Raw genomic sequence first — 25,626 nt, 5'->3', positions numbered from 1 at the left:
GGCGCCGGTCAGTCCGTCGAGGCGGTCGGACCGGCTGTCCACGGAGCGATCGGGTTGCCCGACCACCGCGACCCGGGCGGCACCTGTTCGCCGCGCATCACGAGCGACGACGGTCCGACGGTGCCGCCGGCGCCGATGCCCGCCGCGGGCAGGACGACACTGTGCGGGCCGAGGGTCGCGCCGGCGTCGAGCCGCACGGTGTCGAGCTGCATCACCCGGTCGTGGAACAGGTGCGTCTGCACGACGGTGCCCCGCGCGACCGAGGCGCCCGGCCCGATCGTGACGAGGTCGGCCTCGGGCAGCCAGTACGTCTCGAGCCAGGTGCCGCGGCCGATCGTCGCGCCGAGGCTCCGCAGCCAGACGGCCAGTGCGGGGGTGCCGGTGGCCTGCTCGGCGAACCACGGCCGGGCGACGGTCTCGACGAAGGTGTCCTGCACCTCGTTGCGCCACACGAACGACGACCAGAGCGGGTGCTCCCGAGCGGTGATCCGGCCGACGAACGCCCACTTCGCGATCGTCGACACCACGGCCGCGACGGCCCCGGCGGCGATGAGCACCGGCCCGGCGAGGAGCACCGTCCACCCGATCCCCACCGCCGACCACAGCGCCAGCAGTGCTCCGGCGACGCCGAGGGCGATCGCGGCGGAGACCATCGGGGCGACCAGGCGCAGCAGCTCCCAGCAGCCGCGGGCGACCTTGAGCCGCCGTGACGGGCGGAACGTGCGCGCCTCGTCGAACTCGGTCGCGGCGCGCCGCAGCCGCACCGGGGGCGACCCGAGCCACGACGACCCGCGCTTGGCCTTCTTCGGCACGGCGGACAGCACCGCGACCAGGGCCTCGCGCGGCACCGAGCGTCCGGCACCCGTCATGCCGCTGTTGCCGAGGAACGCGCGGCGACCGACCTTGGACCGGCCGATCCGCACCCGTCCGCCACCGAGCTCGTACGTGGCCACCATGGTGTCGTCGGCCAGGAACGCCCCCGACGCGATCTGCGTCAGCGCCGGGATGAGCAGGACCGTCGAGATCTCGGTGTCCCGACCCACCCGGGCACCGAGCAGCCGCAGCCACGCCGGCGTCACGAGCGAGGCGTACAGCGGGAACAGCAGCGTGCGCGCCGCGTCGAGCACCCGCTCGGTCGACCACACCTGCCACCCGATCCGCGACCGCACCGGGTGTCGGCCCTCGTGCAGACCGATGCCGAGCAACCGCACCGACCCCACCACGAGCAGGGCGTACACCGCGCCGGCGACGACCGTCGCCAGGGGGACGGTCACGAGCGCGCGGAGCACCGCGTCACCCAGTGTCGGTGCCCGCCCGACCAGGGCGACCGTCACCAGCAGCCCGACCGCGACCCCGACCACCGGCAGGCCGGCCACGGCCAGGGACCCGGCCCCGTACGCCAGCAGCCAGCGCCGACGGGCCGGGGGACGGGCCTCCCGGTCGTCACGAGCCGAGCCGATGCGCTCCGCAGGCGCACCCGCCCACCGCTCGCCCGCGGGGACCGGCCCGCCGACGGCGGAACCCGCGGTGACCTCGGCACCTGCACCGACGTGCGCGCCGGGCAGCAGCGTCGTGCGGCTGCGTACCACGGCGTCGTCGTCGATCCGTACGTGCCCCAGGTGGAAGACGTCACCGTCGAGCCAGTGCCCGGCCAGGTCGACCTCGGGCTCGACCGACGCCCGCTTGCCGATGGTGAGCATGCCCGTCACCGGGGGCAGGGTGTGCAGGTCGACGTCCTTGCCGATCCGCGCCCCGAGCGCCCGCGCGTAGTAGCTGATCCACGGCGCACCCGCCGTCGAGGGGCCGTCGACCGCCTCGGCGATCCGCTCCGCCAGCCACACCCGCAGGTGCACCGGACCACCCCGGGGGTACGACCCCGGCCGCACCCCGGCGAGCAGCAGACGCGCGAGGACCACCGTCAGCGCCATCTTGCCGATCGGCGTCACGAACACCAGCACCGCGAGCACGAGCACCGGCCAGGGCAGCACCGGCAGGAACGGCAGCGTCGTCGCCTGCAGCACCGCAGCCACCACGGCCGTCCACGTCAGGACCCGCAGCCCCCGGAGCACCTGCACGGGCAACCCGAGCAGCGTCATGAGCAGCCCCGTCGCCGGGGGGACCGGAGCGACGTCCCGCGCCGACGCCGCCACCGGACCCGACTCGTCGAGCGCCGCCGCCAGCGCACCGATCCGCGGGTGGTCGTACACGTCCGCCACGGTCGTCGACGGGAACCGCTCCCGGATGGCCGACACCAGCTGCGCCGCCGTCAACGACCCACCACCGTGGGCGAAGAAGTCGTCGTCGACGCTCGCCACCGGCACCCCGAGGATCGCCGACCACCGCTCGGCGATCCACGCCACGGTGTCCGGCAGCATCGCCGCGTCCGAGGCGCCGGGCAACGGCCACGGCAACGCCGCACGGTCGACCTTGCCCGACGTCCGCGTCGGCAGGGCGTCCACCACCGCGACGAGCGGTACCAGCGCAGCCGGCAGCTCCTCGCGCAACCGCGCGTTCGCCGCCGCCACGTCCACCGTCGCCCCGGCCACCGGCGCCACGTACCCGACGAGCACCTGGTTGCCCGCCGGGGTCCGCTGCACCACCGCCGCACCACCGGCGACGTCGTCCAGCGCCTGCAGTGCCGCGTCGATCTCCCCGAGCTCGATCCGACGGCCGCCGAGCTTCACCTGGTCGTCCGCACGCCCCTGGAACACCAGCCCCTCGGGGTCGTACCGCACGAGGTCCCCGCTCCGGTACGCCCGCTCCCACCCGAGCTCGGGGAACGGCGCGTACTTCTCGGCGTCCTTCGCCGGGTCCAGGTACCGCCCCAGCCCGACACCACCGATCACCAGCTCACCGACTCCGCCGAGAGCGACACGGTTCCCCGAGGCGTCGACGACCGCCAGGTCCCACCCGTCCAACGGCAGCCCGATGCGCACCGGCTGGCTCCCGTCGAGCAGGGACCCGCACGCCACCACCGTCGCCTCGGTCGGCCCGTACGTGTTCCACACCTCACGGTCACGACTCGCGATGCGCGCCGCCAGCTCGGGCGGACACGCCTCGCCACCGAAGATCACCAGCCGCACCTGCTCCAACGCGTCGTCCGGCCACAGCGCCGCGAGCGTCGGCACCGTCGAGACCACCGTGATCGTGTGCGCGATGAGCCACGGCCCCAGGTCCACCCCCGTCCGCACCAGCGACCGGGGAGCGGGCACCAGCGCCGCACCGTGCCCCCACGCCAGCCACATCTCCTCGCACGACGCGTCGAACGCCACGCTCAACCCCGCCAGCACCCGGTCGCCCGGCCCGATCGGCGCGGCCTGCAGGAACATCCGCGCCTCGGCGTCCACGAACGCGGCAGCAGACCGGTGCGTCACCGCGACGCCCTTCGGCACACCCGTCGACCCGGACGTGAAGATGATCCACGCGTCGTCGGTCTCGCGGGGGACCTCGGCGCTCGCCGCAGGGTCCGTCACCGGGAGTTCCGCGCCGTCGCGGTCCCGCAGGACCCCGCCGGCACCGATCACGCCGACCACACCGGCCTCGCCGAACACCAGGGTGGCGCGTTCCTCGGGGTCGTCGGCGTCGACGGGCACGTAGGCGGCCCCGGCGGCCAGCACGGCGAGGATCGACAGGTACAGGTCGCGTCCGCCGGAGGGGATCCGCACGCCGACCCGGTCACCCCGCCGGACGCCGCGTCGGGCGAGGTCGTCGGCCTGCGCCCGCACCAGGTCGAGCAGGGCCGCGTAGTCGACGGTGCCCGCGGGGTCCTCGAGTGCGGTCGCGTCCGGGTGTGTCGCGGCGGTGGCTGCCAGCACGTCGAACAGGGTCCGTGGTGCGGGGGCGTGCCCGCCGCGCGCGAGTTCGTGCTGCGGGTTCCCGGTGGCGGTGGTCATCGAGGCCTCTTCCCGGTCGCGTGCGGGACGACCGGCCCGTGATCCTAGGGGGTGCACGTGACGTGTCGGGAAACACCGGCGGCTCGGCAACGGGGCACGCTCCGTGCGCAGCTCGCACCCGAGCAGACACGACCACGAGACGCGCCACGATCCCGGAGAAGCCTCGACGGGGGATCGGTCGCCGCAGGCGACGTCGCGCGCAGCTGACTGAGCGAAGCGAAGACAACTGCTTGCGCGGGAGTTTCCAGTGCCCCCAGGAGGATTCGAACCTCCGCCCCTGCCTCCGGAGGGCAGTGCTCTATCCCCTGAGCTATGGGGGCCGAGGGGTGTCACCAACCGTAGCAGGTCCGGCGGGCGGTGCCGGACAGCGCGTGTCGCGCTCTGGAGTCGGCCACCTGCGGACGGGAGGCCCGGGACGGCCCCGCACCGTGCCTCCCGTCCGTCCCGGCGCGCGTCCCGTGCGCCGGAGCGCCGCTGTCAGCCCGTCGGCGTGGCGGAGGCGGTCGGCTGCACCGCGGCGCGCACCGCGTCGACCACGGGCTGCGCGCCGCCCGGCTCGGTGAAGAGCGTCGACTCGGCGGTGATCCAGTACGGGTCGGCGAAGGCGTCGGCGCGACCCTGCTCGCCGTCCAGCGCGAAGTACCCCTCGACGTCGTACGTGGGGACGGACCCGCCCCGCTCGTACAGGGCGTCCTTCAAGTTGGTGAGCGACTTCTCAGGCAGGTGGGCGACGGCGACCGTGACGGTGGTGGCGTCGGCGTCGGTGCTCACGTACCGGCAGACACGGCCCCGCTGGTCGGCGATCGTGGCAGCGGGGGAGCCCTCCGCCGGGGCGAACGAGTCGTCGAGCGCGAAGGTCTGCCCGTACACCGACAGGGCGTCTGCGGGCAGGAGCTCGGCGCAGCGCTGCGACACGGGGGTGCCGGCGGGGGTCGGGCTCGCCGAGGGCGTCCGGTCCCCGCCGCCCGCGCACCCGGTGAGCGCGAGGGCTGCTGCGGTGGCGAGTGTGGCGACGGTGCGCGCCCGGGTCCGGCTGCGTGGGGGCATCACGACATGATCCAGCACCGACCGGAAGGGACCTGAGCGTCCCGGTAGACTCGCTCCCCGTGACTCCTGCCGAACTCTCCGCCGCGTACCTGTCGATCCTGACCGGGATCGTCGAGCGACGAGGCGCGTCCGACACCGTGACGATCGGGGAGTCCCACGTGGCGCTCGAGCGTCCGAAGAACCGCGCGCACGGCGACTGGGCCTCGAACGCCGCGATGCAGCTGGCGAAGCGGCTCGGCACGAACCCGCGCGAGCTCGCGACCGAGATCGCCGGTGAGCTGACCGAGCTCGACGGCGTGGCGTCGGTCGACGTCGCCGGCCCCGGCTTCATCAACATCACGCTCGAGGCCGCCGCCGCCGGTGAGATCGCGCGGACCATCGTCGAGTCCGGCAGTGCCTTCGGCGCCGGCGACCTGTACGACGGCGTGCGGATCAACCTGGAGTTCGTGTCCGCGAACCCGACCGGACCGATCCACATGGGCGGTGTCCGCTGGGCGGCCGTCGGGGACAGCCTGGCCCGCGTGTTCCAGACGCAGGGCGCCCTGGTGACCCGCGAGTACTACTTCAACGACCACGGCGCGCAGATCGACCGCTTCGCCCGGTCCCTGGTGGCGAGCGCCCTCGGTGAGCCCACGCCGGAGGACGGCTACGGCGGCGCCTACATCGCCGAGATCGCCGCCCGGGTCATCGCGACCCTGCCCGCGACGACGGACGTGCGCGACCTGCCCCGCGACGAGGCGCAGGAGCTGTTCCGCCGCGAGGGCGTCGACTTCATGTTCGCCGACATCAAGGCGTCGCTGCACGACTTCGGCGTCGACTTCGACGTCTACTTCCACGAGAACGCGCTGCACGAGTCGAAGGCCGTCGAGCGCGCCATCGACCGGCTGCGGTCGGCCGGCGTGATGTACGAGGCCGAGGGTGCCGAGTGGCTCCGCACCACCGACTTCGGCGACGACCGCGACCGCGTCGTCATCAAGTCCGACGGGGAGCCCGCGTACATCGCCGGCGACCTGGCGTACTACCTGGACAAGCGCGAGCGCGGGTTCGAGCGCAACCTCATCATGCTCGGCGCGGACCACCACGGCTACGTCGGCCGCATGATGGCGATGTGCGCGGCCTTCGGCGACGAGCCGGGCACGAACCTCGAGATCCTGATCGGGCAGATGGTCAACCTGCTCAAGGACGGCGAGCCGATGCGCATGTCGAAGCGCGCCGGCACGATCGTCACGATGGAGGACCTGGTCGACGCCGTCGGTGTCGACGCCGGTCGGTACTCGCTCGTCCGGTTCGCCAGCGACACCGCGATCGACATCGACCTCGACCTGCTCGTCAAGCGCACGAACGACAACCCCGTGTTCTACGTGCAGTACGCCCACGCCCGCACGCAGTCGGTGGCCCGCAACGCCGAGGCCGCCGGGGTGGACCGGTCGGTGTTCGACGCCTCGCTGCTGACGCACGACTCCGAGGGCGCGCTCCTCGGGGCCCTCGCCGAGTACCCGCGCGTGGTGCGCCAGGCCGCCGAGCTACGCGAGCCGCACCGCATCGCCCGGTACATCGAGCAGCTGGCGGGGCTGTACCACCGCTGGTACGACTCCTGCCGCGTCACGCCCCTCGGCGACGAGCCCGTGACCGACCTGCACCGCACCCGCCTGTGGCTGAACGACGCCACGGGGCAGGTCGTCCGCAACGGCCTGGGTCTGCTCGGCGTGAGCGCCCCCGCCCGCATGTAGCCGAGCCCGCTCGAGCGGCGCGGAACACCCCCGCACAACCGGAGTGAGCCCGAGCCGCACAATCGCGCGGTTCGGGCTCACTCCGGTTGTGCGCAGGGCGCCGTCGCGCCCCCGCACGGTCATCGCGCCCCGGTGAGCCGGGGCGCAACGACCGTGACGGGGCGCGACCGAGCGCGCGCGCCCGCCGTCGCGCGCCGCCGCGCCCCGCCCCGGCGCCCCCCGGCGTGCCCCGGCCCTCAGGCCCCGGCCCGCGCCCGCCCCCGCGCCTCGGCGCCCGCGCCTCCAGGCGGCCTGCCGGGACGGGCTGGCAGGGTGGGACGCATGTCCCTCGCCGCCGACCGCCCCCGCGCCCGCCGTCGCCGCTGGCCCGTCGTCCTGCTCGTGGTCGTCGTCGTGCTCGCCGCCCTCGTCGTGATCGCCGAGTTGGTGCTGCGCGGCGTCGTCGACCGGGTCATCGCCCAGCAGGTCGAGCAGTCGCTGCCGGACGGCACGACCGGGCAGGTCGACGCCCACGCCGAGGGCGTCGTCATCCCGCAGCTCATCAGCGGCACGCTCGACCGCGTCGAGATCTCCTCGGCCGAGCTCACGGTCGACGGCATCCCGCTCGCCGCCGACGTCACCGCGCGAGACGTCCCGGTCGACGGCCAGGGCGAGGTCCGCGACGTCGACGGCACCGTCACCCTGGCGTCCACCAGCGTGAAGGACCTGGCGAAGTACAGCCCGCTGTTCGACCGGCTGACCCTCGTCGACGACGGCGTCGAGCTGTCCGGCTCGACCGCCGTGCTCGGCTACGACATCACCTACGCGGCGAAGGGCGGCGTGGTCGCGCAGGACGACGGCCGCGGCATCACGATCACCCCGGAGAGCGTCCGGATCACCAACTCGGACCTCGGGCTCAAGGTCGACTCGATCCCCGGCGTCACGGGCGTCCCGGTGCAGGTCTGCACGGCGCAGTTCCTGCCCGAGGCGCTGCGCGTGCGCTCGCTCGACGTCTCGAGGTCGGACGCGACGGTCCGCATCACGGCCGACTCGCTGCCGCTCACCGAGGACGGTCTGCGCACCGTCGGCAGCTGCGGGTGACCCCGTCGCGTCACACGGCCGGGAGGCGCGGCTCGCGTCGGTAGGATCGGGTCCCGTGAGCGAGAACCCCCTTGCACCGCCGCGGCTGCGGTTCCCGACGGACGCCTCCGGACTGGTGGACCGCATCTGGCCCGCGTCCGCGACGCGGACCGACGACGGCACGATGGCGATCGGCGGCGTCAGCGCGACGGACCTCGTCGCACGGTTCGGCACGCCGCTGTACGTCGTCGACGAGCGCGACGTGCAGTCCCGCGCCGTCCGCGTGCGGAACGCGTTCGCCGAGGCCTTCGAGCGCATCGGCAGCCACGCGCACGTCTACTACGCCGGCAAGGCCTTCCTGACGACGCAGGTCGTGGCGTGGATGGCCGAGGCGGGCCTGCGCGTCGACGTCTGCACCGGTGGTGAGCTCGCGGTCGCCCTGGCCGGCGGGATGGACCCGGGCCGGCTCGGGTTCCACGGCAACGACAAGTCCGACGCCGAGATCGCCCGCGCGGTCGAGGTCGGTGTCGGCACGCTCGTGCTGGACAGCCACGAAGAGGTGGGGCGCGTCGCCCGGGCAGCGGCCGAGGCCGGTGTGGTGCAGCGGGTGCGCATCCGCATCAACAGCGGCGTGCACGCATCGACCCACGAGTACCTCGCCACGGCGCGCGAGGACCAGAAGTTCGGCATCCCGTTCACCGAGGCCGTTGCGGTCGCCGAGGCCGTGCGCGCGGAGCCCTCGCTCGCCTTCGTCGGACTGCACTCGCACATCGGCTCGCAGATCTTCGACGAGTCCGGGTTCCGCGAGGCGGCTCGGCGCCTGATGGACGTGCACGCGACCCTCGTGGCCACCGGCCCGGTGCCGGAGCTCAACCTCGGCGGCGGCTGGGGCATCGACTACACCGAGGCCGACTCGGCGTTCGAACCCGAGGACGTCGCCGAGGCCCTCGCCACGATCGTCGCCGAGGCCTGCGCGGAGCGTGGCATCCCGGTGCCCGACATCGCGGTGGAGCCCGGCCGGTACATCGTCGGTCCGGCCGGCATCACGCTGTACTCGGTCGGCACGATCAAGCCCGTGACGCTGGAACTCGACCCGCCCGTGTCCGACGGGACCGAGCAGGTGCTCGCGACCGAGGACCACGCCCTCGCCGCCGACGCGCCGACCGCGAAGGCCGCCACCCGCACCTACGTGTCCGTCGACGGCGGCATGAGCGACAACGCCCGCCCGGCGCTGTACGGCGCCGACTACACGGCACGGCTCGCCCGGACCTCCGACGCCCCCGCGGTGCTGACCCGCGTCGTCGGCAAGCACTGCGAGAGCGGCGACGTCGTCGTGAACGACGAGTACCTGCCCGGCGACGTGCAGCGCGGCGACCTGCTCGCCGTGGCCGCGACCGGTGCCTACTGCTGGAGTCTCGCGAGCAACTACAACCACGTCGGTCGCCCGCCGGTCGTCGCGGTGGCCGACGGCGCAGCCCGTATCCTCGTGCGGGGCGAGTCGATCGACGACCTCCTCGCCCGTGACACCGGGGTCGTGCCCGTGCCCCTCGACGGCAGCGGCCACTGACCCCCGACCCGACGGGCCCGGCCCGATGACAGGAACCACCAGATGATCGAATACCGCAACGTCCGCGTCGCGCTGCTCGGGGCCGGCTCGGTCGGATCCCAGGTCGCGCGGCTCCTCCTCGAGCACGGCGACGAACTGGCCTCGCGAGCCGGTGCCGGCCTCGAGCTGGTCGGGATCGCCGTGCGCGACATCGACGCGCCCCGCGACGTCGACCTGCCGAAGGAGCTCTTCACCACGGACGCCGAGTCGCTCATCCTCGGCGCGGACATCGTGGTCGAGCTCATCGGCGGCATCGAGCCGGCGCGCACCCTGGTGCTGCAGGCGCTGCAGTCCGGAGCGGACGTCGTCACCGGCAACAAGGCCCTGCTCGCGACCCACGGCCCGGAGCTCTTCGCCGCCGCCGAGCAGGTCGGCGCGCAGCTGTACTACGAGGCCGCCGTCGCCGGTGCGATCCCGATCATCCGCCCCCTGCACGACTCGCTCGCGGGGGACCGCATCGTGCGGATCATGGGCATCGTCAACGGCACCACGAACTTCATCCTCGACCTGATGGACCGCGAGGGGGCCACGTTCGAGGACGCTCTGGCGACCGCGACCGAGCTCGGGTACGCCGAGGCCGACCCGACCGCCGACGTCGAGGGCTACGACGCCGCGCAGAAGGCCGCGATCCTGGCCTCGCTGGCGTTCCACACCTCGGTGCCGCTCAGCGCCGTGCACCGCGAGGGCATCACCTCGGTCACGATCGACCAGGTCCGCGCCGCACGCAAGGCCGGCTACGTCGTGAAGATCCTGGCGACCGCCGAGCGGCTGACCGACGACGACGGCCGCGAGGGCGTCAGCGCCCGCGTCTACCCGGCACTCGTGCCCGAGGCACACCCGCTCGCGAGCGTGCACGGCGCGAAGAACGCCGTGTTCGTCGAGGCCGAGGCCGCCGGCGACCTCATGTTCTACGGCGCCGGCGCCGGCGGCGTCGAGACGGCCTCCGCGGTGCTCGGCGACCTGGTGTCCGCCGCTCGTCGGCACGTCATCGGCGGTCCCGGCGTCGCCGAGTCGACGCAGTCGGAACTGCCCGTCTTCCCGATCGGCGCGGTGCGCACGAGCTACCAGATCACGCTGCACGTCGCGGACGCCCCCGGCGTGCTGTCGACGGTGGCCGGCGTGCTCGCGAAGCACGGCGTCAGCGTCGAGACGGTGGAGCAGACGACCACCGGCACCGCCGAGGGAACGGCCACGCTCGTCATCGGCACGCACCTGGCGCGCGAGGCGGACCTCGCGGACACGGTCGTCGCCCTCGGCGACGAGGACGTCGTCCTGGACGTCACCAGCGTCCTGCGGATCGTCGGCGCCTGACGCGCCCACGGGCCTCCAGACCGACCACCGAGCCCCACCCAGACCGAACCACCGGACAGAGAGAGAAGCCTGATGGCCCACCAGTGGCAGGGAGTCCTGCGCGAGTACGCCGACCGACTCGACGTGACCGAGGCGACGCCCGTCGTCACGCTCGGTGAGGGCGGCACGCCGCTCATCCCCGCCCGGCGCCTGTCCGAGCGCACCGGCGCGGACGTCTACGTCAAGTTCGAGGGCATGAACCCGACCGGGTCCTTCAAGGACCGCGGCATGACGATGGCGATCTCGAAGGCCGTGGAGCACGGCGCGAAGGCCGTCATCTGCGCCTCGACCGGCAACACCAGCGCCTCGGCCGCCGCGTACGCCACGCACGCCGGCATCACCGCCGCGGTGCTCGTGCCCGAGGGCAAGATCGCGATGGGCAAGCTCAGCCAGGCCGTCGCCCACGACGCCCAGCTGCTGCAGGTGCAGGGCAACTTCGACGACTGCCTCGACATCGCCCGCGACCTGGCGGCGAACTACCCGGTGCACCTCGTCAACTCGGTCAACAACGACCGCATCGAGGGGCAGAAGACCGCCGCGTTCGAGGTCGTCGACGTGCTCGGCGACGCCCCGGACTTCCACTTCCTGCCGGTCGGCAACGCGGGCAACTACACCGCGTACTCCCGCGGGTACCGCGAGGACGTCGCCGCCGGGCGCAGCACCAAGCTGCCCCGGATGTTCGGGTTCCAGGCCGCCGGCTCCGCGCCGATCGTGCGCGGCGAGGTCGTCCGCCACCCGGACACCATCGCCTCCGCGATCCGCATCGGCAACCCGGCGTCGTGGCAGTTTGCCCTCGAGGCCCGCGACGAGACCGACGGCTACTTCGGTGCGATCTCCGACGAGGCGATCCTCGCCGCGCACCACATCCTGTCGGCCGAGGTCGGCGTCTTCGTCGAGCCCGCGTCGGCCATCGGTGTCGCCGGTCTGCTCGAGCGCGCCGACGCCGGCATCGTGCCGAAGGGCGCGACGGTCGTCATCACCGTCACCGGCCACGGCCTGAAGGACCCGCAGTGGGCCCTGCGCACGCAGGACGGCGGCGAGGTCACCCCGACGAGCGTGCCGGTCGACACGAAGTCGATCGCCGACGTGCTCGGACTGGTCAGCGAGCAGTGAGCGCCGACCGCTCGTCCGGACCGGGGGAGGGCATCACCGCCCACAGTGCTGTACCGGCCGGACGGGCGGTCCACGCTGACCGGGCGCTCGCGTCGGGGAAGGCGGTGCGCGTCCGCGTCCCGGCGACCTCGGCGAACCTCGGCCCGGGCTTCGACTCCCTCGGCCTGGCGCTGTCGCTGTACGACGAGGTCGTGGTGCGTGTGCGCCCGGAGCCGGGCGCGACGGTGACCGTCGACGGCGTCGGCGCCGGCGAGGTCGCCACCGACGACACGAACCTGGTCGTGCGGGCGATCCGTCGCGGCCTCGAGCACGCCGGCGTCCCGCAGCCCGGGCTCGAGCTGCACGCCACCAACGCGATCCCGCACGGTCGGGGCCTCGGGTCGTCCGCGGCGGCGATCGTGGCCGGCCTGATGGCGGCGCGCGGACTGCTCGACGGTGTCGCGGACCTCGACGCCTCGACGCTGCTGACCCTGGCCACCGAGATGGAGGGGCACCCCGACAACGTCGCCCCGGCGCTGTTCGGCGGCCTGACGATCGCGTGGATGACGGCGGACGGCCCCGCGTACAAGCGGCTGCTGGTGCACCGCGGTGTCGCGCCCGTGGTGTTCGTGCCGACCTCGACCCTGTCGACGAAGCTCGCCCGCTCCCTGCAGCCCGAGCAGGTCCCGCACGCCGACGCCGCGTTCAACGTCTCCCGGTCCGCCCTGCTCGTCGCGGCGCTCATCCAGAGCCCCGAGCTGCTGCTGGCCGCCACCGAGGACCGCCTGCACCAGGCGTACCGCGCGAGCGCCATGCCGGAGACCGACGGCCTGATCCGACTGCTCCGACAGCACGGGCTCGCCGCGGTCGTGTCCGGTGCTGGGCCGAGCCTGCTCGTGCTCGGCAGCGACCCGGCGCAGCGCCTGACCGCGGCCGACCTGGTGCAGCGACACGCCGAATCCGACTGGCGGCCCCTCATGCTGGCCGTCGATCTCGGTGGTGCTACAGTGGCAGCGCACTCGGCGCTCGAAGCCGAACCCGCGTAACCGTACGGATTGCTCGTCCTCCAGGACCGCTCCGACGACGTCGCAGGGTCCGGTGCGCGAGTGTGCATCTCTTTCTGATCACCGAATCCCGATCCGTCGTCTGAACGGCGGTCGATGCTCACCGGAGCATCCGGGACGGTGGAAACTCTCCGCGTTCTGCGGTTCGAAAGGAAACACCGACCTTGACCGACAACAACTCCGCCCAGGTGGAGATCCCCAGCGATCTGCGCGCCCTCCGTCTGCCGGAGCTCCAGCGCATCGCCTCCTCGCTCGGCATCACCGGGCTCTCGAAGCTCCGCAAGGGCGACCTGATCGCCTCCATCGAGGACAAGCGCCCCGTCGCCGACGAGACCCCGGCACCCGTCGCCGAGAGCCCCGCCGAGCCGGCCGCCACCGCGCAGCCGACCCTGCCGGAGCCCGCCGAGACCCCCGCGCAGCCCGCTGCCGAGGCACCCGTCGCCGACCCCGAGGCACCCGCCGAGTCCGCAGCCCCCAGCCGTGCCCGTCGTTCGCGCCGCGCGTCGTCCGGTGGCACCGTGAACGCCGCGCCGACCTCGGCCGCCGAGCACACGAACCACGGCCAGACCGGCACCGAGGACCTGCTCGCCGGGCTCGACCAGGTGCGTGCCGAGAAGGACGCGCAGGAGGCCGCCCAGACCGGTTCCCAGCGTCGCGGCCGCGGTCGTGGCAACGCCGACCAGCAGGCCCAGCAGCCGCAGCAGGCCCAGCAGTCGCAGGCGCCGGCCTCGGCCGAGCAGCAGGACGCGCAGGCCCCGACCTCCGCGGCCCAGTCCGACCAGTCCGAGCAGGACCAGAACGACTCCGGTGACCAGAACGCCGAGCAGGGCGAGGGCGGCTCGCGCCGCGGTCGCCGCAGCCGCGGTCGCGGTCGTGGTCGTGGGCAGAACGCCGAGAACGGCGAGCAGCAGAACGGCGACCAGAACGCCGGTCAGCAGAACGCCCAGCAGAACGGCGGCCAGCAGAACGGCGGCCAGAAGCAGAACGGCCAGCAGAACCAGCAGGCCGAGCAGCAGAACGGCCAGGCCAAGCAGGCCGAGGCGAAGCAGGACGACAAGGCCGACCAGAAGCAGAACGGCGGCCAGAAGCAGCAGCAGACCAGCGGTCAGCAGAAGCAGCAGCAGCAACAGCACGCCGACGAGGCCGAGAGCGGCCGCAGCCGTCGCCAGCGCGACCGCAAGCGCGGCCGTGGCGGCCAGAACGACGACTTCGAGCCCGAGGTCACCGAGGACGACGTCCTGATCCCGATCGCGGGCATCCTCGACGTCCTCGACAACTACGCCTTCGTCCGCACCACCGGCTACCTGCCCGGCCCGAGCGACGTCTACGTGTCCCTCGGCCAGGTGAAGAAGTACCACCTGCGCAAGGGCGACGCAGTCGTCGGGTCGATCAAGCAGCCGCGCGACGGTGAGCAGCAGAGCCGCCAGAAGTACAACGCGCTCGTCGCCGTCGAGTCGATCAACGGCCAGACCGCCGACGAGGCAGCGGCGCGCGTCGACTTCACCGACCTGACCCCGCTGTACCCGAACGAGCGCCTGCGCCTCGAGACGGAACCCGGCAAGCTGTCGACCCGCATCATCGACCTGGTGTCGCCGATCGGCAAGGGCCAGCGCGGCCTCATCGTCTCGCCGCCCAAGGCCGGCAAGACCGTCGTGCTGCAGGCCATCGCCGACGCCGTCGCCAAGAACAACCCCGAGGCGCACCTCATGGTCGTCCTCGTCGACGAGCGGCCCGAAGAGGTCACCGACATGCAGCGCTCGGTGAAGGGCGAGGTCATCGCCTCGACCTTCGACCGTCCCGCCGAGGACCACACGACGGTCGCCGAGCTCGCCATCGAGCGTGCCAAGCGCCTGGTCGAGCTGGGCCACGACGTCGTGCTGCTGCTCGACTCGATCACCCGTCTGGGCCGTGCGTACAACCTGTCCACGCCGCCGTCGGGCCGCGTGCTCTCCGGTGGCGTCGACTCCGCCGCGCTCTACCCGGCGAAGCGGTTCTTCGGCGCCGCGCGCAACATCGAGGACGGCGGCTCGCTGACCATCCTCGCCACGGCGCTCGTCGAGACCGGCTCCAAGATGGACGAGGTGATCTTCGAGGAGTTCAAGGGCACCGGCAACATGGAGCTCCGCCTGAACCGGCACCTCGCCGACAAGCGGATCTTCCCGGCGGTCGACATCAACGCCTCGGGCACCCGTCGCGAGGAGCAGTTGCTCTCCGCCGACGAGGTCACGATCACGTGGCGGCTCCGTCGCGCCCTCGCCGGGCTCGACACGCAGCAGGCGCTCGACGTCGTGCTGCGGAACCTCAAGGAGACGCAGTCGAACGTGGAGTTCCTGGTCCAGATCCAGAAGTCGGTGCCGGCGACCAACGGTCACCACGGCAACGGCCACCAGGAGTAACGCGTGTTCGAGTCGGTGGCAGGGCTGCTGGCGGAACACGAGGACCTGACGCAGCAGCTGTCGGACCCCGCGCTCCACGCCGATGCGGCCCGGGCGAAGAAGGTGAACCGGCGCTACGCCGAGCTCAACCAGATCAAGTCGGCGTACGAGTCCTGGCAGGCGGCGGGGGACGACCTCGCCGCCGCCCAGGAACTCGCACGCGAGGACGAGGCGTTCGCGGACGAGGTCCCGGCGCTCGAGGAGCAGCTGGCGGAGCGCCAGGAGCGCCTCCGGCGGTTGCTCATCCCGCGCGACCCGGACGACGGCCGTGACGTCATCATGGAGATCAAGGGCGGCGAGGGCGGCGAGGAGTCGGCGCTGTTCGCGGCCGACCTGCTGCGCATGTACTCGCACTACGCCGAGACGAAGGGCTGGAAGGTCGAGCTCCTCGAGCGCACCGAGTCCGACCTCGGCGGCTACAAGGACGTCCAGGTCGCGATCAAGTCGAACACGACCGATCCGTCGCAGGGCGTCTGGGCGCACCTGAAGTACGAGGGCGGGGTGCACCGCGTGCAGCGGGTGCCGGCGACCGAGTCGCAGGGGCGCATCCACACCTCGACCACCGGCGTGCTGGTGTTCCCCGAGGTGGACGAGCCCGAAGAGGTCCAGATCAACCAGAACGACCTGAAGATCGACGTCTACCGGTCCTCCGGGCCCGGCGGGCAGTCCGTCAACACGACGGACTCCGCGGTCCGCATCACCCACCTGCCCACGGGCATCACGGTGGCGATGCAGAACGAGAAGTCGCAGCTGCAGAACCGCGAGGCCGGCATGCGCGTCCTGCGCGCCCGCATCCTCGCGCGCCAGCAGGAGGAGCTCGACGCCATCGCCTCGGACGCGCGCAAGTCGCAGATCCGCGGCATGGACCGCTCGGAGCGCATCCGCACGTACAACTTCCCGGAGAACCGCATCGCGGACCACCGCACCGGGTACAAGGCGTACGACCTGGACCGCGTGATGAACGGTGCGCTCGAGCCCGTCGTCCAGTCCGCCATCCAGGCGGACGAAGAGGCACGTCTGGCCGCCATCGGCGACCAGGACGCCTAGGCCTGGAGGCCCGGATCACCGCCGACACGCCCGTCACCTTCGCCGCGGACCGACTCCTCAGGGAGGCGGCCGCGGCGCTCGGTGCGTCCGGGGTGCCCACCGCGCAGGTCGACGCCGAACTGCTCCTCGCCTGGGCGACCGGAACGTCGCGCGGAGCCGTCCAGGCACGCGCGCTGACGGGCGGAGCGATCGCGGGGGAGCACGTCGAGCGCTTCCGGCACGCGATCGCCCGGCGCCGCACGCGTGAGCCGCTGCAGCACATCACGGGCGAGGCGTACTTCCGTGCCCTGACGCTCGCTGTGGGTCCCGGTGTGTTCGTGCCGCGGCCGGAGACCGAGGGCGTCGTGCAGTTCGGCATCGACACGCTGCGTGCGGCCGCGGTGCCGGCGCCGGTGGCCGTCGACCTGGGATCCGGCAGCGGGGCCATCGCCATCGCGATGGACACCGAGGTGCCGAACGCCGTGGTCTACGCCGTCGAACGCTCGCCCGAGGCCCTGCCCTGGACCCGGCGCAACGTCGAGGCCCACGGTGGCACGGTCCGGCTCGTCGAGGGCGACCTGGCCGACGCGCTGCCCGAACTCGACGGCACCGTCTCCGTCGTCGTGTCGAACCCGCCCTACGTGCCCGACGACGCGGTCCCGATCGACCCCGAGGTCCGCGACCACGACCCGGCGATGGCGCTGTACGGCGGGCCGGACGGCCTCGACGCCGTGCGAGCACTGGCCGAGACCGCCTGGCGCCTGCTCGTGCCCGGGGGCGTCCTGGTCGTCGAGCACGCCGAGCCGCAGGGCGCCGGCGTCCGACAGGTGTTGACGCGCCGGGGGTTCCGCACCCCGGAGACGCACGTCGACCTGACGGGGCGCGACCGCACGACCACCGCGACGCGCTAGTCGGACGCGAGCCGCGCCTCCCGTCCGGCGGGTGCGAGCGCGCGTCAGGCGACGGGGGAGGCCTGGCGCTGTGCCGCGACGAAGGCGCGGACGTGCTCGCGCAGGTCGGTGTCGTGCTCGACGAGGACGGCGTGGATCCCGACGCTCCGGGCGCCGGCCACGTTCTCGGGCATGTCGTCGGCGAAGAAGGTGCGCTCGGCCGGGACGCCGTGGTGCTCGACCGCGCGCAGGAAGACCTCGGGTTCGGGCTTCCGGGCGCCGAAGTTGCTCGTGGTGTCCAGGTGCTCGCCGAACACCGCGGGCAGGGACGGCGCCCACTGGTGGATCCAGCGACCGGCGAGCGGACCGTTGTTCGTGAGCAGGCCGACACGCCCGTGCTCCGCGGCGATGCGGACGGCCTCGATGCGCTCGGGCAGCTCCGTCATCGCGGAACCCCTGATCCGGGCCCACTCGGCCTCGGGGACCTCGCACTCCATGGCCTCGGCGAAGGCCGCCAGGTAGGTGTCGCCGTCGGTGAACCCACCGGCCTCGGCGCGCATCTCGTGGCCGCAGTCCCACCACCGCCGACGGAGCTCCTGGAACGGGTGCCCGGTGAGCTCGGAGAGTGCCGCCATGCGCACCCGCCAGTCGTACCGGACCAGGACGTCGTCCATGTCGAAGAGGAACAGGAGCGGGGGTGCGGGCGTCTCGTTCACGATGTCCTCCATTGTGGCGCACTATCATCGTCGAGTCATGGCCTCCCGATACGACTGCACCGACTCCGACGGGCTCCTGACCGGGATGCGGCTCGCGCGAGCCGCCCTCGGGCGCGGAGAGCTCGTCGTCGTCCCCACCGACACGGTCTACGGCCTCGCCGCCGACGCCTTCAGCGCGACGGCCGTGCAGCGCCTGCTCGACGCGAAGGGGCGGACGCGCCAGTCGCCGCCGCCGGTGCTCATCCCCGGACCGCCCACGCTCGACGCCCTCGCCAGCGAGGTGCCGCAGGCGGTGCGCGACCTGGTCGCGGAGTTCTGGCCGGGTGGCCTGACCGTCATCCTGCGCGCCCAGCCCTCGCTCGACTGGGACCTCGGCGAGACGCGGGGCACGGTCGCCCTGCGGATGCCGGACTCGCGGATCGCGCTCGAGCTGCTGCAGGAGGTCGGGCCGCTCGCGGTCTCCTCCGCGAACTCGACCGGTGACCCGGCCGCCATGGACGTCGACGCGGCCGAGGGCATGCTCGGCGACAGCGTTGCGATCTACCTGGACGGCGGGCCGATCGGCGCGCACGACGGCTTCGCGGCCAGCACCGGGTCGACCATCGTCGACGCGACCGGCTTGTCAGAGGGCGGGACGCTCCGCATCGTCCGGCACGGGGTGATCCCCGACGAGGAGATCATCCGGGTCGTCGGAGCCGACCTCGTCACATGAAGTACTACCTGCTCGCGGGGGCCATCGCCGCGGCCGTCAGCTTCGTGATGAGCCTGATCGTCTGGAAGCTCGGGCTGAAGTACAAGTGGTACCCGCAGGTCCGCGAACGCGACGTGCACCGCACGCCCACGCCGCGGCTCGGCGGGATCGCGATGTACATCGGCGTCATCGTCTCGCTGCTCGCCGCCTGGTTCCTGTTCCCCTCGATCGCCGGGACCGACTACTTCCGGTTGGTGTTCTCCGAACCGGGCCGGGTGCTCGCGGTCCTCGGGGGAGCGACCATCATCGTGGTGCTCGGTGTCGCCGACGACATCTGGGACCTCGACTGGATGACGAAGCTCGCGGGGCAGATCATCGCCGCGGGCATCCTCGCGTGGCAGGGCGTGGCGATCGTCTCGCTGCCCATCGGTAACACGCTCGGCGTCGGGTCGTCCTACATGAGCCTGATCTTCACCGTGTTGGCGGTGGTGCTCGTGATGAACGCGGTGAACTTCATCGACGGGCTCGACGGGCTGGTGGCCGGCGTCGCGATCATCGCCGGCGGGGTCTTCTTCCTCTACACGTTCTTCATCAACCGCGTGGTCGTGCAGACCGAGTTCTTCTTCAACCTGCCGTCGCTGCTGACGGCGGTCCTGGTCGGTGCCTGCTTCGGCTTCCTCATCCTCAACTGGCACCCCGCCAAGCTGTTCATGGGCGATGCCGGTGCCCTGCTCGTCGGGTTCCTCATGGCGACGAGCGCGGTGTCGGTCACGGGCAACATCGACCCGGCGGCGGTGCAGACACGCCAGGCGCTCCTGCCGGCGTTCATCCCGATCCTGCTGCCGTTCGCGATCCTCATCGTGCCGATCCTGGACTTCGGGCTCGCCGTCACCCGACGGCTCAGCGCGGGGAAGTCGCCGTTCTCGGCCGACCGGAAGCACCTGCACCACCGGCTGCTCGACATGGGGCACTCGCACTTCCACGCCGTGCTCATCTTCTACGCGTGGACGGCCACCGTCGCCGTCGGGTGCCTGCTGTTCCTGTTCGTCGACTGGTACTGGGTCGCCGTGTTCGTGTCGGTCGGGTTCGTCGTGTGCGGCGTCTTCACCTTCGCGCCGCTCGGCCGGAAGCGCACCGAGATCGCCGCCCAGACCGCCGACCGGTCCGCCGCCGTGGTGGACGCCAGCCTCGACCCGCTCGACCGGGCCGCCAACGACCGAACGATCCCTGGAGACATCACGTGACCGCACCGAACGCGCTCGACCACGTCCGGCCGGTGTTCCGCCGCATCATCACCTGGGGAGCGGTCCTCGCCGTCGCCCTGGCGGTGGTCGGCGGGCTCATCGGGTTCCTCGTCGCGGACGGCCCCGGGCTCGTCGGCGGCCTGCTCGGCGCGGTGCTCAGCGTCGTGTTCCTCGGGCTCACCGCGGTGAGCGTCCTCGTGGCGCTGCGCGTGTCGAAGGGGCAGATGATCTCCGGTGCGTTCTTCGGCATCGTGATGGGCACGTGGCTGCTGAAGTTCATCGTCTTCATCGTCCTGCTCGTCCTGCTCAAGGACCGCGAGTGGGTCGACTTCCCGGTGCTGGCCATCGTCATCATCGCGGGTGTCGTGGGTTCCCTGGTCATCGACGTCGTCGCCGTCGCGAAGGCCCGCATCCCGATCGGCGTGCGCCTGCCCGGCGACGACGGCGTCGGCTCAGCGGACGCTGGGAACGCGACCCCCCGCAACTGAGAAGCCGGGAAGCCTCTCGCACCTGATAGGCTTCTCGACGTCCGCTTCCGGAGCCTCGCTCGGGCGGACAAGCCTCCACAACGTCCACCATCGCGTGCCATGATGTGCGCGCGCCGACACAGGAGACAGCGCTGCTATCCCACGCTCTTCCCCTGTCCCTCTCCGCTGCGGTTGACACCGTCGCGGCGGGGAGCAGCAAGGCCGCCGAGTTCCATGGTCCGTCGATCAACGAGTTCTTCCCGGATGCCCTCCTCTGGGCCGGGACGCCGTTCGAGATCGATCGAGTCGTCCTCATCCGCTTCTTCGCCGTCGCCGTGCTCCTGGTGTTCGCCTTCGTGGGCACCCGTGCACTGAAGCTCGTCCCGAACCGCGGACAGGCGTTCATCGAGTACGCGTTCGACGTCGTCCGTCGCAACACCTTCGACAACCTCGGAGAGAAGGACGGCAAGCGCTTCCTGCCGCTCCTGGCGACGATCTTCTTCGGCGTGCTGTTCATGAACCTGACGGGTCTCATCCCGGGCATGAACCTCGCCGGCACCAGCCGCATCGCGATGCCGATGATCCTGGCGATCGTCGCGTACCTCGCGTTCATCTACGCCGGTCTCCGCAAGCACCCGGGCACGTTCCTCAAGAACGCGCTCTTCCCGCCCGGGGTGCCGTGGCCGCTGTACCTCATCGTGACGCCGATCGAGCTCGTCTCGACCTTCGTGCTCCGTCCCGTCACGCTGACGCTGCGACTCCTGATGAACATGGTCGTGGGGCACCTGCTCCTCGTGCTGTTCTTCTCGGCCACGCAGTTCTTCTTCTTCGACGCATCGCTCGGCTTCAAGGCCTTCGGCGTCGGGACCATCGCGTTCGGCATCGCGTTCAGCTTCTTCGAGATCCTCGTCGCGCTGCTGCAGGCCTACGTCTTCATGCTCCTCACCGCCGTCTACATCCAGCTGGCGCTGGCCGACGAGCACTGATTCCTCACTGACCCCCTACGGGACCGGCGACCGTCGGACCCGCACCTCGAAAGGAAAACACGTGGACGCAACGACCGTTCTCGCGGAGATCAACGGCAACATCGCGACGGTTGGCTACGGCCTCGCAGCGATCGGCCCGGCCATCGGCGTCGGCATCGTCGTCGGCAAGACGATCGAGTCCGTCGCTCGCCAGCCCGAGCTCCAGGGCCGCCTGACGACCCTCATGTACATCGGTATCGCCTTCACCGAGGCCCTGGCCTTCATCGGTATCGCCACGTACTTCATCTTCACCAACTAAGGTTCCTCGATGCAGAACGCACTCATCATCGCAGCGGAGGAAGCGCACAACCCGCTGATCCCGCCGCTGTACGACATCGTGTGGTCGGCGCTCGCATTCGTCATCATCTTCGTGGTGATGTGGCGTGTCGTCACGCCGCGCATCACGAAGATGCTCGATGAGCGCACCGAGGCCATCGAGGGCGGCATCAAGAAGGCCGAGGCCGCTCAGGAGCAGGCCGCTGCTGCGCTCGACGAGTACAACAAGCAGCTCGCCGATGCACGCGCCGAGGCGTCCCGCATCCGTGAGCAGGCCCGCGCCGACGCCACGGCGATCGGCAACGAGGTCCGCGAGCAGGCGGCCGCCGATGCAGCACGCATCACGGCCAACGCCCAGGCGCAGATCGAGGCCGAGCGGCAGACCGCCGTCCAGGCCCTCCGCGCCGAGGTCGGCACCCTCGCACTGGACCTCGCGTCCGGTGTGATCGGTGAGTCCCTCAAGGACGACGCCAAGTCGACCGCCGTGGTCGACCGCTTCCTCGCCGACCTCGAGGCCTCGCAGGCCACGAAGACGGGGGAGCACTGAGCATGCGCAGCGCTACCAGGGAAGCACTCGCGTCCACCAGGGCGGTGCTCTCGGACCTCGGTCCGAGCGCCGACCTGGGCGTGGGTGCCGAGATCCTCGCCTCCGGGCGTGCGATCGCCGGTGCGCCGCAGCTGCTCGGGCTGCTGTCCGACCCGACGGCCGACCCGGCCGGCAAGAAGGTCCTCATCGACCGTGTCTTCGCCGGACAGTCGGACGCGACGCGTGCGGTCCTGACCGCGGTGGCCGGCTCGCGCTGGTCCTCGCAGCAGGACCTGCTCGCCGGCATCGAGGACGCGGGTATCCGCGCCGTCGCCGCCACCGCGGGTCCGGACTCGCCGATCGAGTCGGAGCTGTTCGCCTTCGAGACCGCCGTCCGCTCGGACGCCGGCCTCGAGCTCGCGCTCGGCACGAAGCTCGGCAGCCCGGAGCAGAAGGGCGCGCTCGTCGAGCGGCTGCTCGGTGCCAAGGCATCGCAGCAGACGATCACGATCGTGTCGGCCCTGGTGCAGCAGCCTCGCGGCCGTCGCATCGGTGAGATCGTCCGCGACGCCTCGCGCATCGTGGCCGACCAGTCCGGCAAGCTCGTCGCGACCGTGGTCACCGCCACCGCGCTCACCCCCGCCCAGTCGGCCCGCGTCACGCGCGGTCTGTCCGAGCGGTACGGCAAGGACATCAGCATCAACCAGGTCGTCGACCCCACCGTCGTCGGCGGGGTCCGGGTGCAGATCGGCGGCGACGTCATCGACGGCACCGTGTCCACGCGACTCTCGGAGCTCCGGCTCCAGCTCGCCGGCTAGGCGTACGGTCGAAGCCGCTCCTCCCCAAGTCCACAACGGGAACTGCCGAGTCTGGCAGCGTCACCCTCTCGGAGCCGAAGGGCCCCGGAAAACCACAAGGAAAATCCCATGGCAGACATCACCATCAGCCCCGATGAGATCCGTGATGCCCTGAAGGACTTCGTCTCGAACTACGAGCCGACGAAGGCCTCCACGGCCGAGGTCGGGCACGTCACCGACGCCGGTGACGGCATCGCCCACGTCGAGGGTCTCCCCGGCGTCATGGCGAACGAGCTCATCCGGTTCCAGGACGGCACCCTCGGCCTCGCGCAGAACCTCGACGAAGACGAGGTCGGCGCCATCGTGCTCGGCGAGTTCGGCGGCATCGAGGAGGGCATGGAGGTCACCCGTACGGGTGAGGTCCTCTCCGCCCCCGTCGGCGACGCCTTTCTCGGTCGCGTCGTCGACCCGCTCGGCGCCCCGATCGACGGTCTCGGCGAGATCGCCGCAGAGGGCCGTCGTGCCCTCGAGCTCCAGGCACCCGGCGTCATGGCCCGCAAGTCGGTCCACCAGCCGCTGCAGACCGGTATCAAGGCCATCGACGCGATGATCCCCGTCGGCCGCGGCCAGCGTCAGCTGATCATCGGCGACCGCCAGACCGGCAAGACGGCCATCGCGATCGACACGATCATCAACCAGAAGGCCAACTGGGAGTCGGGCGACGAGGACAAGCAGGTCCGCTGCATCTACGTCGCGATCGGCCAGAAGGGCTCCACGATCGCCTCCGTCAAGGGTGCGCTCGAGGACGCCGGTGCGATGGAGTACACCACCATCGTCGCCGCCCCGGCCTCCGACCCGGCCGGCTTCAAGTACCTCGCCCCGTACACCGGCTCGGCCATTGGTCAGCACTGGATGTACCAGGGCAAGCACGTCCTCATCATCTTCGATGACCTGTCGAAGCAGGCCGAGGCCTACCGTGCGGTGTCGCTCCTCCTGCGTCGTCCGCCGGGCCGCGAGGCCTACCCGGGTGACGTCTTCTACCTGCACTCCCGCCTGCTGGAGCGTTGCGCGAAGCTGTCCGACGAGCTCGGCGCCGGTTCGATGACGGGTCTCCCGATCATCGAGACCAAGGCCAACGACGTCTCGGCGTACATCCCGACCAACGTCATCTCCATCACCGACGGCCAGATCTTCCTGCAGTCGGACCTCTTCAACGCGAACCAGCGTCCGGCCGTCGACGTGGGCATCTCGGTGTCCCGCGTCGGTGGTGACGCCCAGGTGAAGTCGATCAAGAAGGTCTCCGGCACGCTGAAGCTGGAGCTGGCGCAGTACCGCTCGCTCGAGGCCTTCGCGATGTTCGCGTCCGACCTCGACCAGGCGTCGCGTCGTCAGCTGGAGCGCGGTGCGCGTCTGACCGAGCTCCTCAAGCAGCCGCAGTACTCGCCGTACCCCGTCGAGGAGCAGGTCGTCTCGATCTGGGCCGGCACGAACGGCAAGCTCGACACCGTCCCGGTGCCGGACGTGCTCCGCTTCGAGTCTGAGCTGCTCGACCACCTGCGTCGCAACTCCGACGTCCTCACGACCCTGCGCGAGACGAACCAGCTCAGCGACGAGACCGTCGCCGAGATGGACAAGCAGATCGACGAGTTCACGAAGAGCTTCCAGACGAGCGACGGCAAGACCCTCGGCTCCGAGCAGTTCGACGCGGCCGAGGCCGAGGACGTCGACCAGGAGCAGATCGTCAAGGGTCGTCGCTAGATGGCAGCGCAGGTCCGGGTCTACCGCCAGCGGATCAAGTCGGCGAAGACCACGAAGAAGGTCACGCGCGCCATGGAGCTGATCTCGGCGTCGCGGATCCAGAAGGCGCAGGCCCGCATGGCTGCGTCCGGTCCGTACTCGCGGGCCGTCACGCGCGCGGTGTCGGCCGTGGCGACGTTCTCGAACGTCGACCACGTGCTGACCACCGAGCCGGAGTCGTCGACCCGCGCTGCCGTGGTGCTCTTCACCTCGGACCGCGGCCTGAACGGCGCGTTCAGCACGAACGTCCTCAAGCAGGGCGAGGAGCTCGCCTCCCTGCTCCGCAGCGAGGGCAAGGACGTCGTCTACTACCTGGTCGGCCGCAAGTCCGTCGGGTACTTCGCGTTCCGTGAGCGTCCGTCCGAGCAGCAGTGGGTCGGCAACACCGACCAGCCGGAGTTCTCGACGGCCAAGGAGATCGGCGACGCCGTCGTGGCGAAGTTCCTCCAGGACACCGCTGACGGCGGCGTGGACGAGATCCACATCGTGTTCAACCGGTTCATCAGCCTGGCGACCCAGGAGCCGCAGGTGGTCCGCCTGCTGCCCCTCGAGGTCGTCGAGGGCATCGACGAGCCCGAGGGCAACGAGCCGCTGCCGCTGTACGAGTTCGAGCCGGACGCCGATGCGGTGCTCGACTCGCTGCTCCCGGTCTACATCGAGAGCCGGATCTTCAACGCCATGCTGCAATCGGCTGCTTCCGAGCACGCCGCACGACAGAAGGCGATGAAGGCGGCCAGCGACAACGCCGACGCGCTGATCCGTGACTTCACCCGACTCGCGAACAACGCGCGTCAGGCGGAGATCACCCAGCAGATCTCCGAGATCGTCGGCGGCGCCGACGCCCTCTCGTCGAAGAAGAAGTAGTCCGCGTCGTTCGCGGACAGATACCCACCCT

General features: G+C 71.6%; 21 protein-coding genes and 1 tRNA gene. 18 read left to right on the top strand and 4 right to left on the bottom strand.

Annotation, left to right across the window (positions count from 1 at the left end):
- Window positions 1-8: 8 nt before the first annotated feature.
- The 3 genes from I8920_RS08945 to I8920_RS08935 form a co-directional block, all read right to left on the bottom strand.
- Window positions 9-3,893 carry a Pls/PosA family non-ribosomal peptide synthetase gene (locus tag I8920_RS08945; RefSeq protein ID WP_198656030.1) on the bottom strand — a complete coding sequence of 1,295 codons (3,885 nt, stop codon included), beginning with the start codon at window positions 3,891-3,893 and terminating at the stop codon, window positions 9-11.
- A 248-nt stretch (window positions 3,894-4,141) separates the two neighbouring features.
- Window positions 4,142-4,213 (bottom strand) — tRNA-Arg (locus tag I8920_RS08940).
- Window positions 4,214-4,370: 157 nt separating this feature from the next.
- The gene (locus I8920_RS08935) at window positions 4,371-4,940 is read right to left on the bottom strand and encodes a hypothetical protein (RefSeq protein WP_198656029.1); all 570 of its coding nucleotides are present in this window, start codon (window positions 4,938-4,940) and stop codon (window positions 4,371-4,373) included.
- A 107-nt stretch (window positions 4,941-5,047) separates the two neighbouring features.
- Here I8920_RS08935 and argS point away from each other — a divergent pair, with 107 nt between their 5' ends.
- From argS to prmC, 9 genes are all read left to right on the top strand, one after another.
- Complete coding sequence (gene argS, locus I8920_RS08930) at window positions 5,048-6,670, top strand: arginine--tRNA ligase (RefSeq protein ID WP_372454464.1); 1,623 nt, start codon at window positions 5,048-5,050, stop codon at window positions 6,668-6,670.
- 321 nt (window positions 6,671-6,991) lie between these two features.
- Complete coding sequence (locus I8920_RS08925) at window positions 6,992-7,750, top strand: DUF2993 domain-containing protein (RefSeq protein WP_198656027.1); 759 nt, start codon at window positions 6,992-6,994, stop codon at window positions 7,748-7,750.
- A gap of 55 nt (window positions 7,751-7,805) precedes the next feature.
- A complete protein-coding gene (locus I8920_RS08920) occupies window positions 7,806-9,296 on the top strand; it encodes a diaminopimelate decarboxylase family protein (protein WP_198656026.1) in 1,491 nt (496 codons plus the stop codon).
- Between the two features lie 42 nt (window positions 9,297-9,338).
- A complete protein-coding gene (locus I8920_RS08915; protein WP_198656025.1) occupies window positions 9,339-10,646 on the top strand; it encodes a homoserine dehydrogenase in 1,308 nt (435 codons plus the stop codon).
- 72 nt (window positions 10,647-10,718) lie between these two features.
- The gene (gene thrC / locus I8920_RS08910) at window positions 10,719-11,798 is read left to right on the top strand and encodes a threonine synthase (protein WP_198656024.1); all 1,080 of its coding nucleotides are present in this window, start codon (window positions 10,719-10,721) and stop codon (window positions 11,796-11,798) included.
- Window positions 11,799-11,902: 104 nt separating this feature from the next.
- On the top strand, window positions 11,903-12,823 hold the full coding sequence (gene thrB / locus I8920_RS08905) for a homoserine kinase (protein WP_232832705.1): 921 nt from the start codon (window positions 11,903-11,905) through the stop codon (window positions 12,821-12,823).
- A 182-nt stretch (window positions 12,824-13,005) separates the two neighbouring features.
- Complete coding sequence (gene rho / locus I8920_RS08900) at window positions 13,006-15,237, top strand: transcription termination factor Rho (RefSeq protein WP_198656023.1); 2,232 nt, start codon at window positions 13,006-13,008, stop codon at window positions 15,235-15,237.
- Between the two features lie 3 nt (window positions 15,238-15,240).
- Window positions 15,241-16,323 carry a peptide chain release factor 1 gene (gene prfA, locus I8920_RS08895; protein WP_198656022.1) on the top strand — a complete coding sequence of 361 codons (1,083 nt, stop codon included), beginning with the start codon at window positions 15,241-15,243 and terminating at the stop codon, window positions 16,321-16,323.
- Between the two features lie 92 nt (window positions 16,324-16,415).
- The gene (gene prmC / locus I8920_RS08890) at window positions 16,416-17,213 is read left to right on the top strand and encodes a peptide chain release factor N(5)-glutamine methyltransferase (protein ID WP_232832704.1); all 798 of its coding nucleotides are present in this window, start codon (window positions 16,416-16,418) and stop codon (window positions 17,211-17,213) included.
- Between the two features lie 44 nt (window positions 17,214-17,257).
- Here the strand turns inward: prmC and I8920_RS08885 are convergent, their stop codons facing one another.
- Window positions 17,258-17,908 carry an HAD family hydrolase gene (locus tag I8920_RS08885; protein WP_198656021.1) on the bottom strand — a complete coding sequence of 217 codons (651 nt, stop codon included), beginning with the start codon at window positions 17,906-17,908 and terminating at the stop codon, window positions 17,258-17,260.
- 37 nt (window positions 17,909-17,945) lie between these two features.
- Here I8920_RS08885 and I8920_RS08880 point away from each other — a divergent pair, with 37 nt between their 5' ends.
- The 9 genes from I8920_RS08880 (at window position 17,946) to I8920_RS08840 (ending at window position 25,595) form a co-directional block, all read left to right on the top strand.
- Window positions 17,946-18,620 (top strand): L-threonylcarbamoyladenylate synthase, encoded by a 675-nt coding sequence (locus tag I8920_RS08880; protein WP_198656020.1) that lies wholly within the window; start codon window positions 17,946-17,948, stop codon window positions 18,618-18,620.
- Window positions 18,617-19,843 carry an MraY family glycosyltransferase gene (locus I8920_RS08875; protein ID WP_198656019.1) on the top strand — a complete coding sequence of 409 codons (1,227 nt, stop codon included), beginning with the start codon at window positions 18,617-18,619 and terminating at the stop codon, window positions 19,841-19,843. Before I8920_RS08880 ends, I8920_RS08875 begins: the two co-directional genes overlap by 4 nt.
- Window positions 19,840-20,331: a hypothetical protein gene (locus I8920_RS08870; protein WP_225559219.1), complete on the top strand. Its 492-nt coding sequence runs from the start codon at window positions 19,840-19,842 to the stop codon at window positions 20,329-20,331. The genes I8920_RS08875 and I8920_RS08870 overlap by 4 nt, the downstream gene beginning before the upstream one ends.
- Before the next feature lie 104 nt (window positions 20,332-20,435).
- Complete coding sequence (gene atpB, locus I8920_RS08865; RefSeq protein WP_232832703.1) at window positions 20,436-21,296, top strand: F0F1 ATP synthase subunit A; 861 nt, start codon at window positions 20,436-20,438, stop codon at window positions 21,294-21,296.
- Window positions 21,297-21,357: 61 nt separating this feature from the next.
- Window positions 21,358-21,594, top strand: coding sequence for an ATP synthase F0 subunit C (atpE, locus tag I8920_RS08860; RefSeq protein ID WP_027465781.1), 237 nt, complete (start codon window positions 21,358-21,360; stop codon window positions 21,592-21,594).
- A gap of 9 nt (window positions 21,595-21,603) precedes the next feature.
- Window positions 21,604-22,158: a F0F1 ATP synthase subunit B gene (locus I8920_RS08855; RefSeq protein WP_198656018.1), complete on the top strand. Its 555-nt coding sequence runs from the start codon at window positions 21,604-21,606 to the stop codon at window positions 22,156-22,158.
- A 2-nt stretch (window positions 22,159-22,160) separates the two neighbouring features.
- Complete coding sequence (locus tag I8920_RS08850; protein WP_198656017.1) at window positions 22,161-22,955, top strand: F0F1 ATP synthase subunit delta; 795 nt, start codon at window positions 22,161-22,163, stop codon at window positions 22,953-22,955.
- 108 nt (window positions 22,956-23,063) lie between these two features.
- Window positions 23,064-24,692 carry a F0F1 ATP synthase subunit alpha gene (gene atpA / locus I8920_RS08845; RefSeq protein ID WP_198656016.1) on the top strand — a complete coding sequence of 543 codons (1,629 nt, stop codon included), beginning with the start codon at window positions 23,064-23,066 and terminating at the stop codon, window positions 24,690-24,692.
- The gene (locus I8920_RS08840) at window positions 24,693-25,595 is read left to right on the top strand and encodes a F0F1 ATP synthase subunit gamma (RefSeq protein ID WP_198656015.1); all 903 of its coding nucleotides are present in this window, start codon (window positions 24,693-24,695) and stop codon (window positions 25,593-25,595) included.
- The last annotated feature ends 31 nt before the right edge of the window (window positions 25,596-25,626 follow it).

Origin of the sequence: Curtobacterium sp. YC1 (assembly GCF_016267665.1) — a bacterium.
Taxonomy (GTDB): domain Bacteria; phylum Actinomycetota; class Actinomycetes; order Actinomycetales; family Microbacteriaceae; genus Curtobacterium.
The sequence above is the reverse complement of the archived record's forward strand: the minus strand, read 5'-3'. Positions and strand labels throughout refer to the sequence as shown.

Coding starts and splice junctions, on each gene's coding strand:
- I8920_RS08945 (WP_198656030.1), bottom strand. CDS start 3,893: ATGACCACCGCCACCGGGAACCCGCAGCACGAACTCGCGCGCGGCGGG.
- I8920_RS08935 (WP_198656029.1), bottom strand. CDS start 4,940: ATGCCCCCACGCAGCCGGACCCGGGCGCGCACCGTCGCCACACTCGCC.
- I8920_RS08925 (WP_198656027.1), top strand. CDS start 6,992: ATGTCCCTCGCCGCCGACCGCCCCCGCGCCCGCCGTCGCCGCTGGCCC.
- I8920_RS08915 (WP_198656025.1), top strand. CDS start 9,339: ATGATCGAATACCGCAACGTCCGCGTCGCGCTGCTCGGGGCCGGCTCG.
- thrC (WP_198656024.1), top strand. CDS start 10,719: ATGGCCCACCAGTGGCAGGGAGTCCTGCGCGAGTACGCCGACCGACTC.
- I8920_RS08880 (WP_198656020.1), top strand. CDS start 17,946: ATGGCCTCCCGATACGACTGCACCGACTCCGACGGGCTCCTGACCGGG.
- I8920_RS08875 (WP_198656019.1), top strand. CDS start 18,617: ATGAAGTACTACCTGCTCGCGGGGGCCATCGCCGCGGCCGTCAGCTTC.
- I8920_RS08855 (WP_198656018.1), top strand. CDS start 21,604: ATGCAGAACGCACTCATCATCGCAGCGGAGGAAGCGCACAACCCGCTG.
- I8920_RS08850 (WP_198656017.1), top strand. CDS start 22,161: ATGCGCAGCGCTACCAGGGAAGCACTCGCGTCCACCAGGGCGGTGCTC.
- atpA (WP_198656016.1), top strand. CDS start 23,064: ATGGCAGACATCACCATCAGCCCCGATGAGATCCGTGATGCCCTGAAG.
- I8920_RS08840 (WP_198656015.1), top strand. CDS start 24,693: ATGGCAGCGCAGGTCCGGGTCTACCGCCAGCGGATCAAGTCGGCGAAG.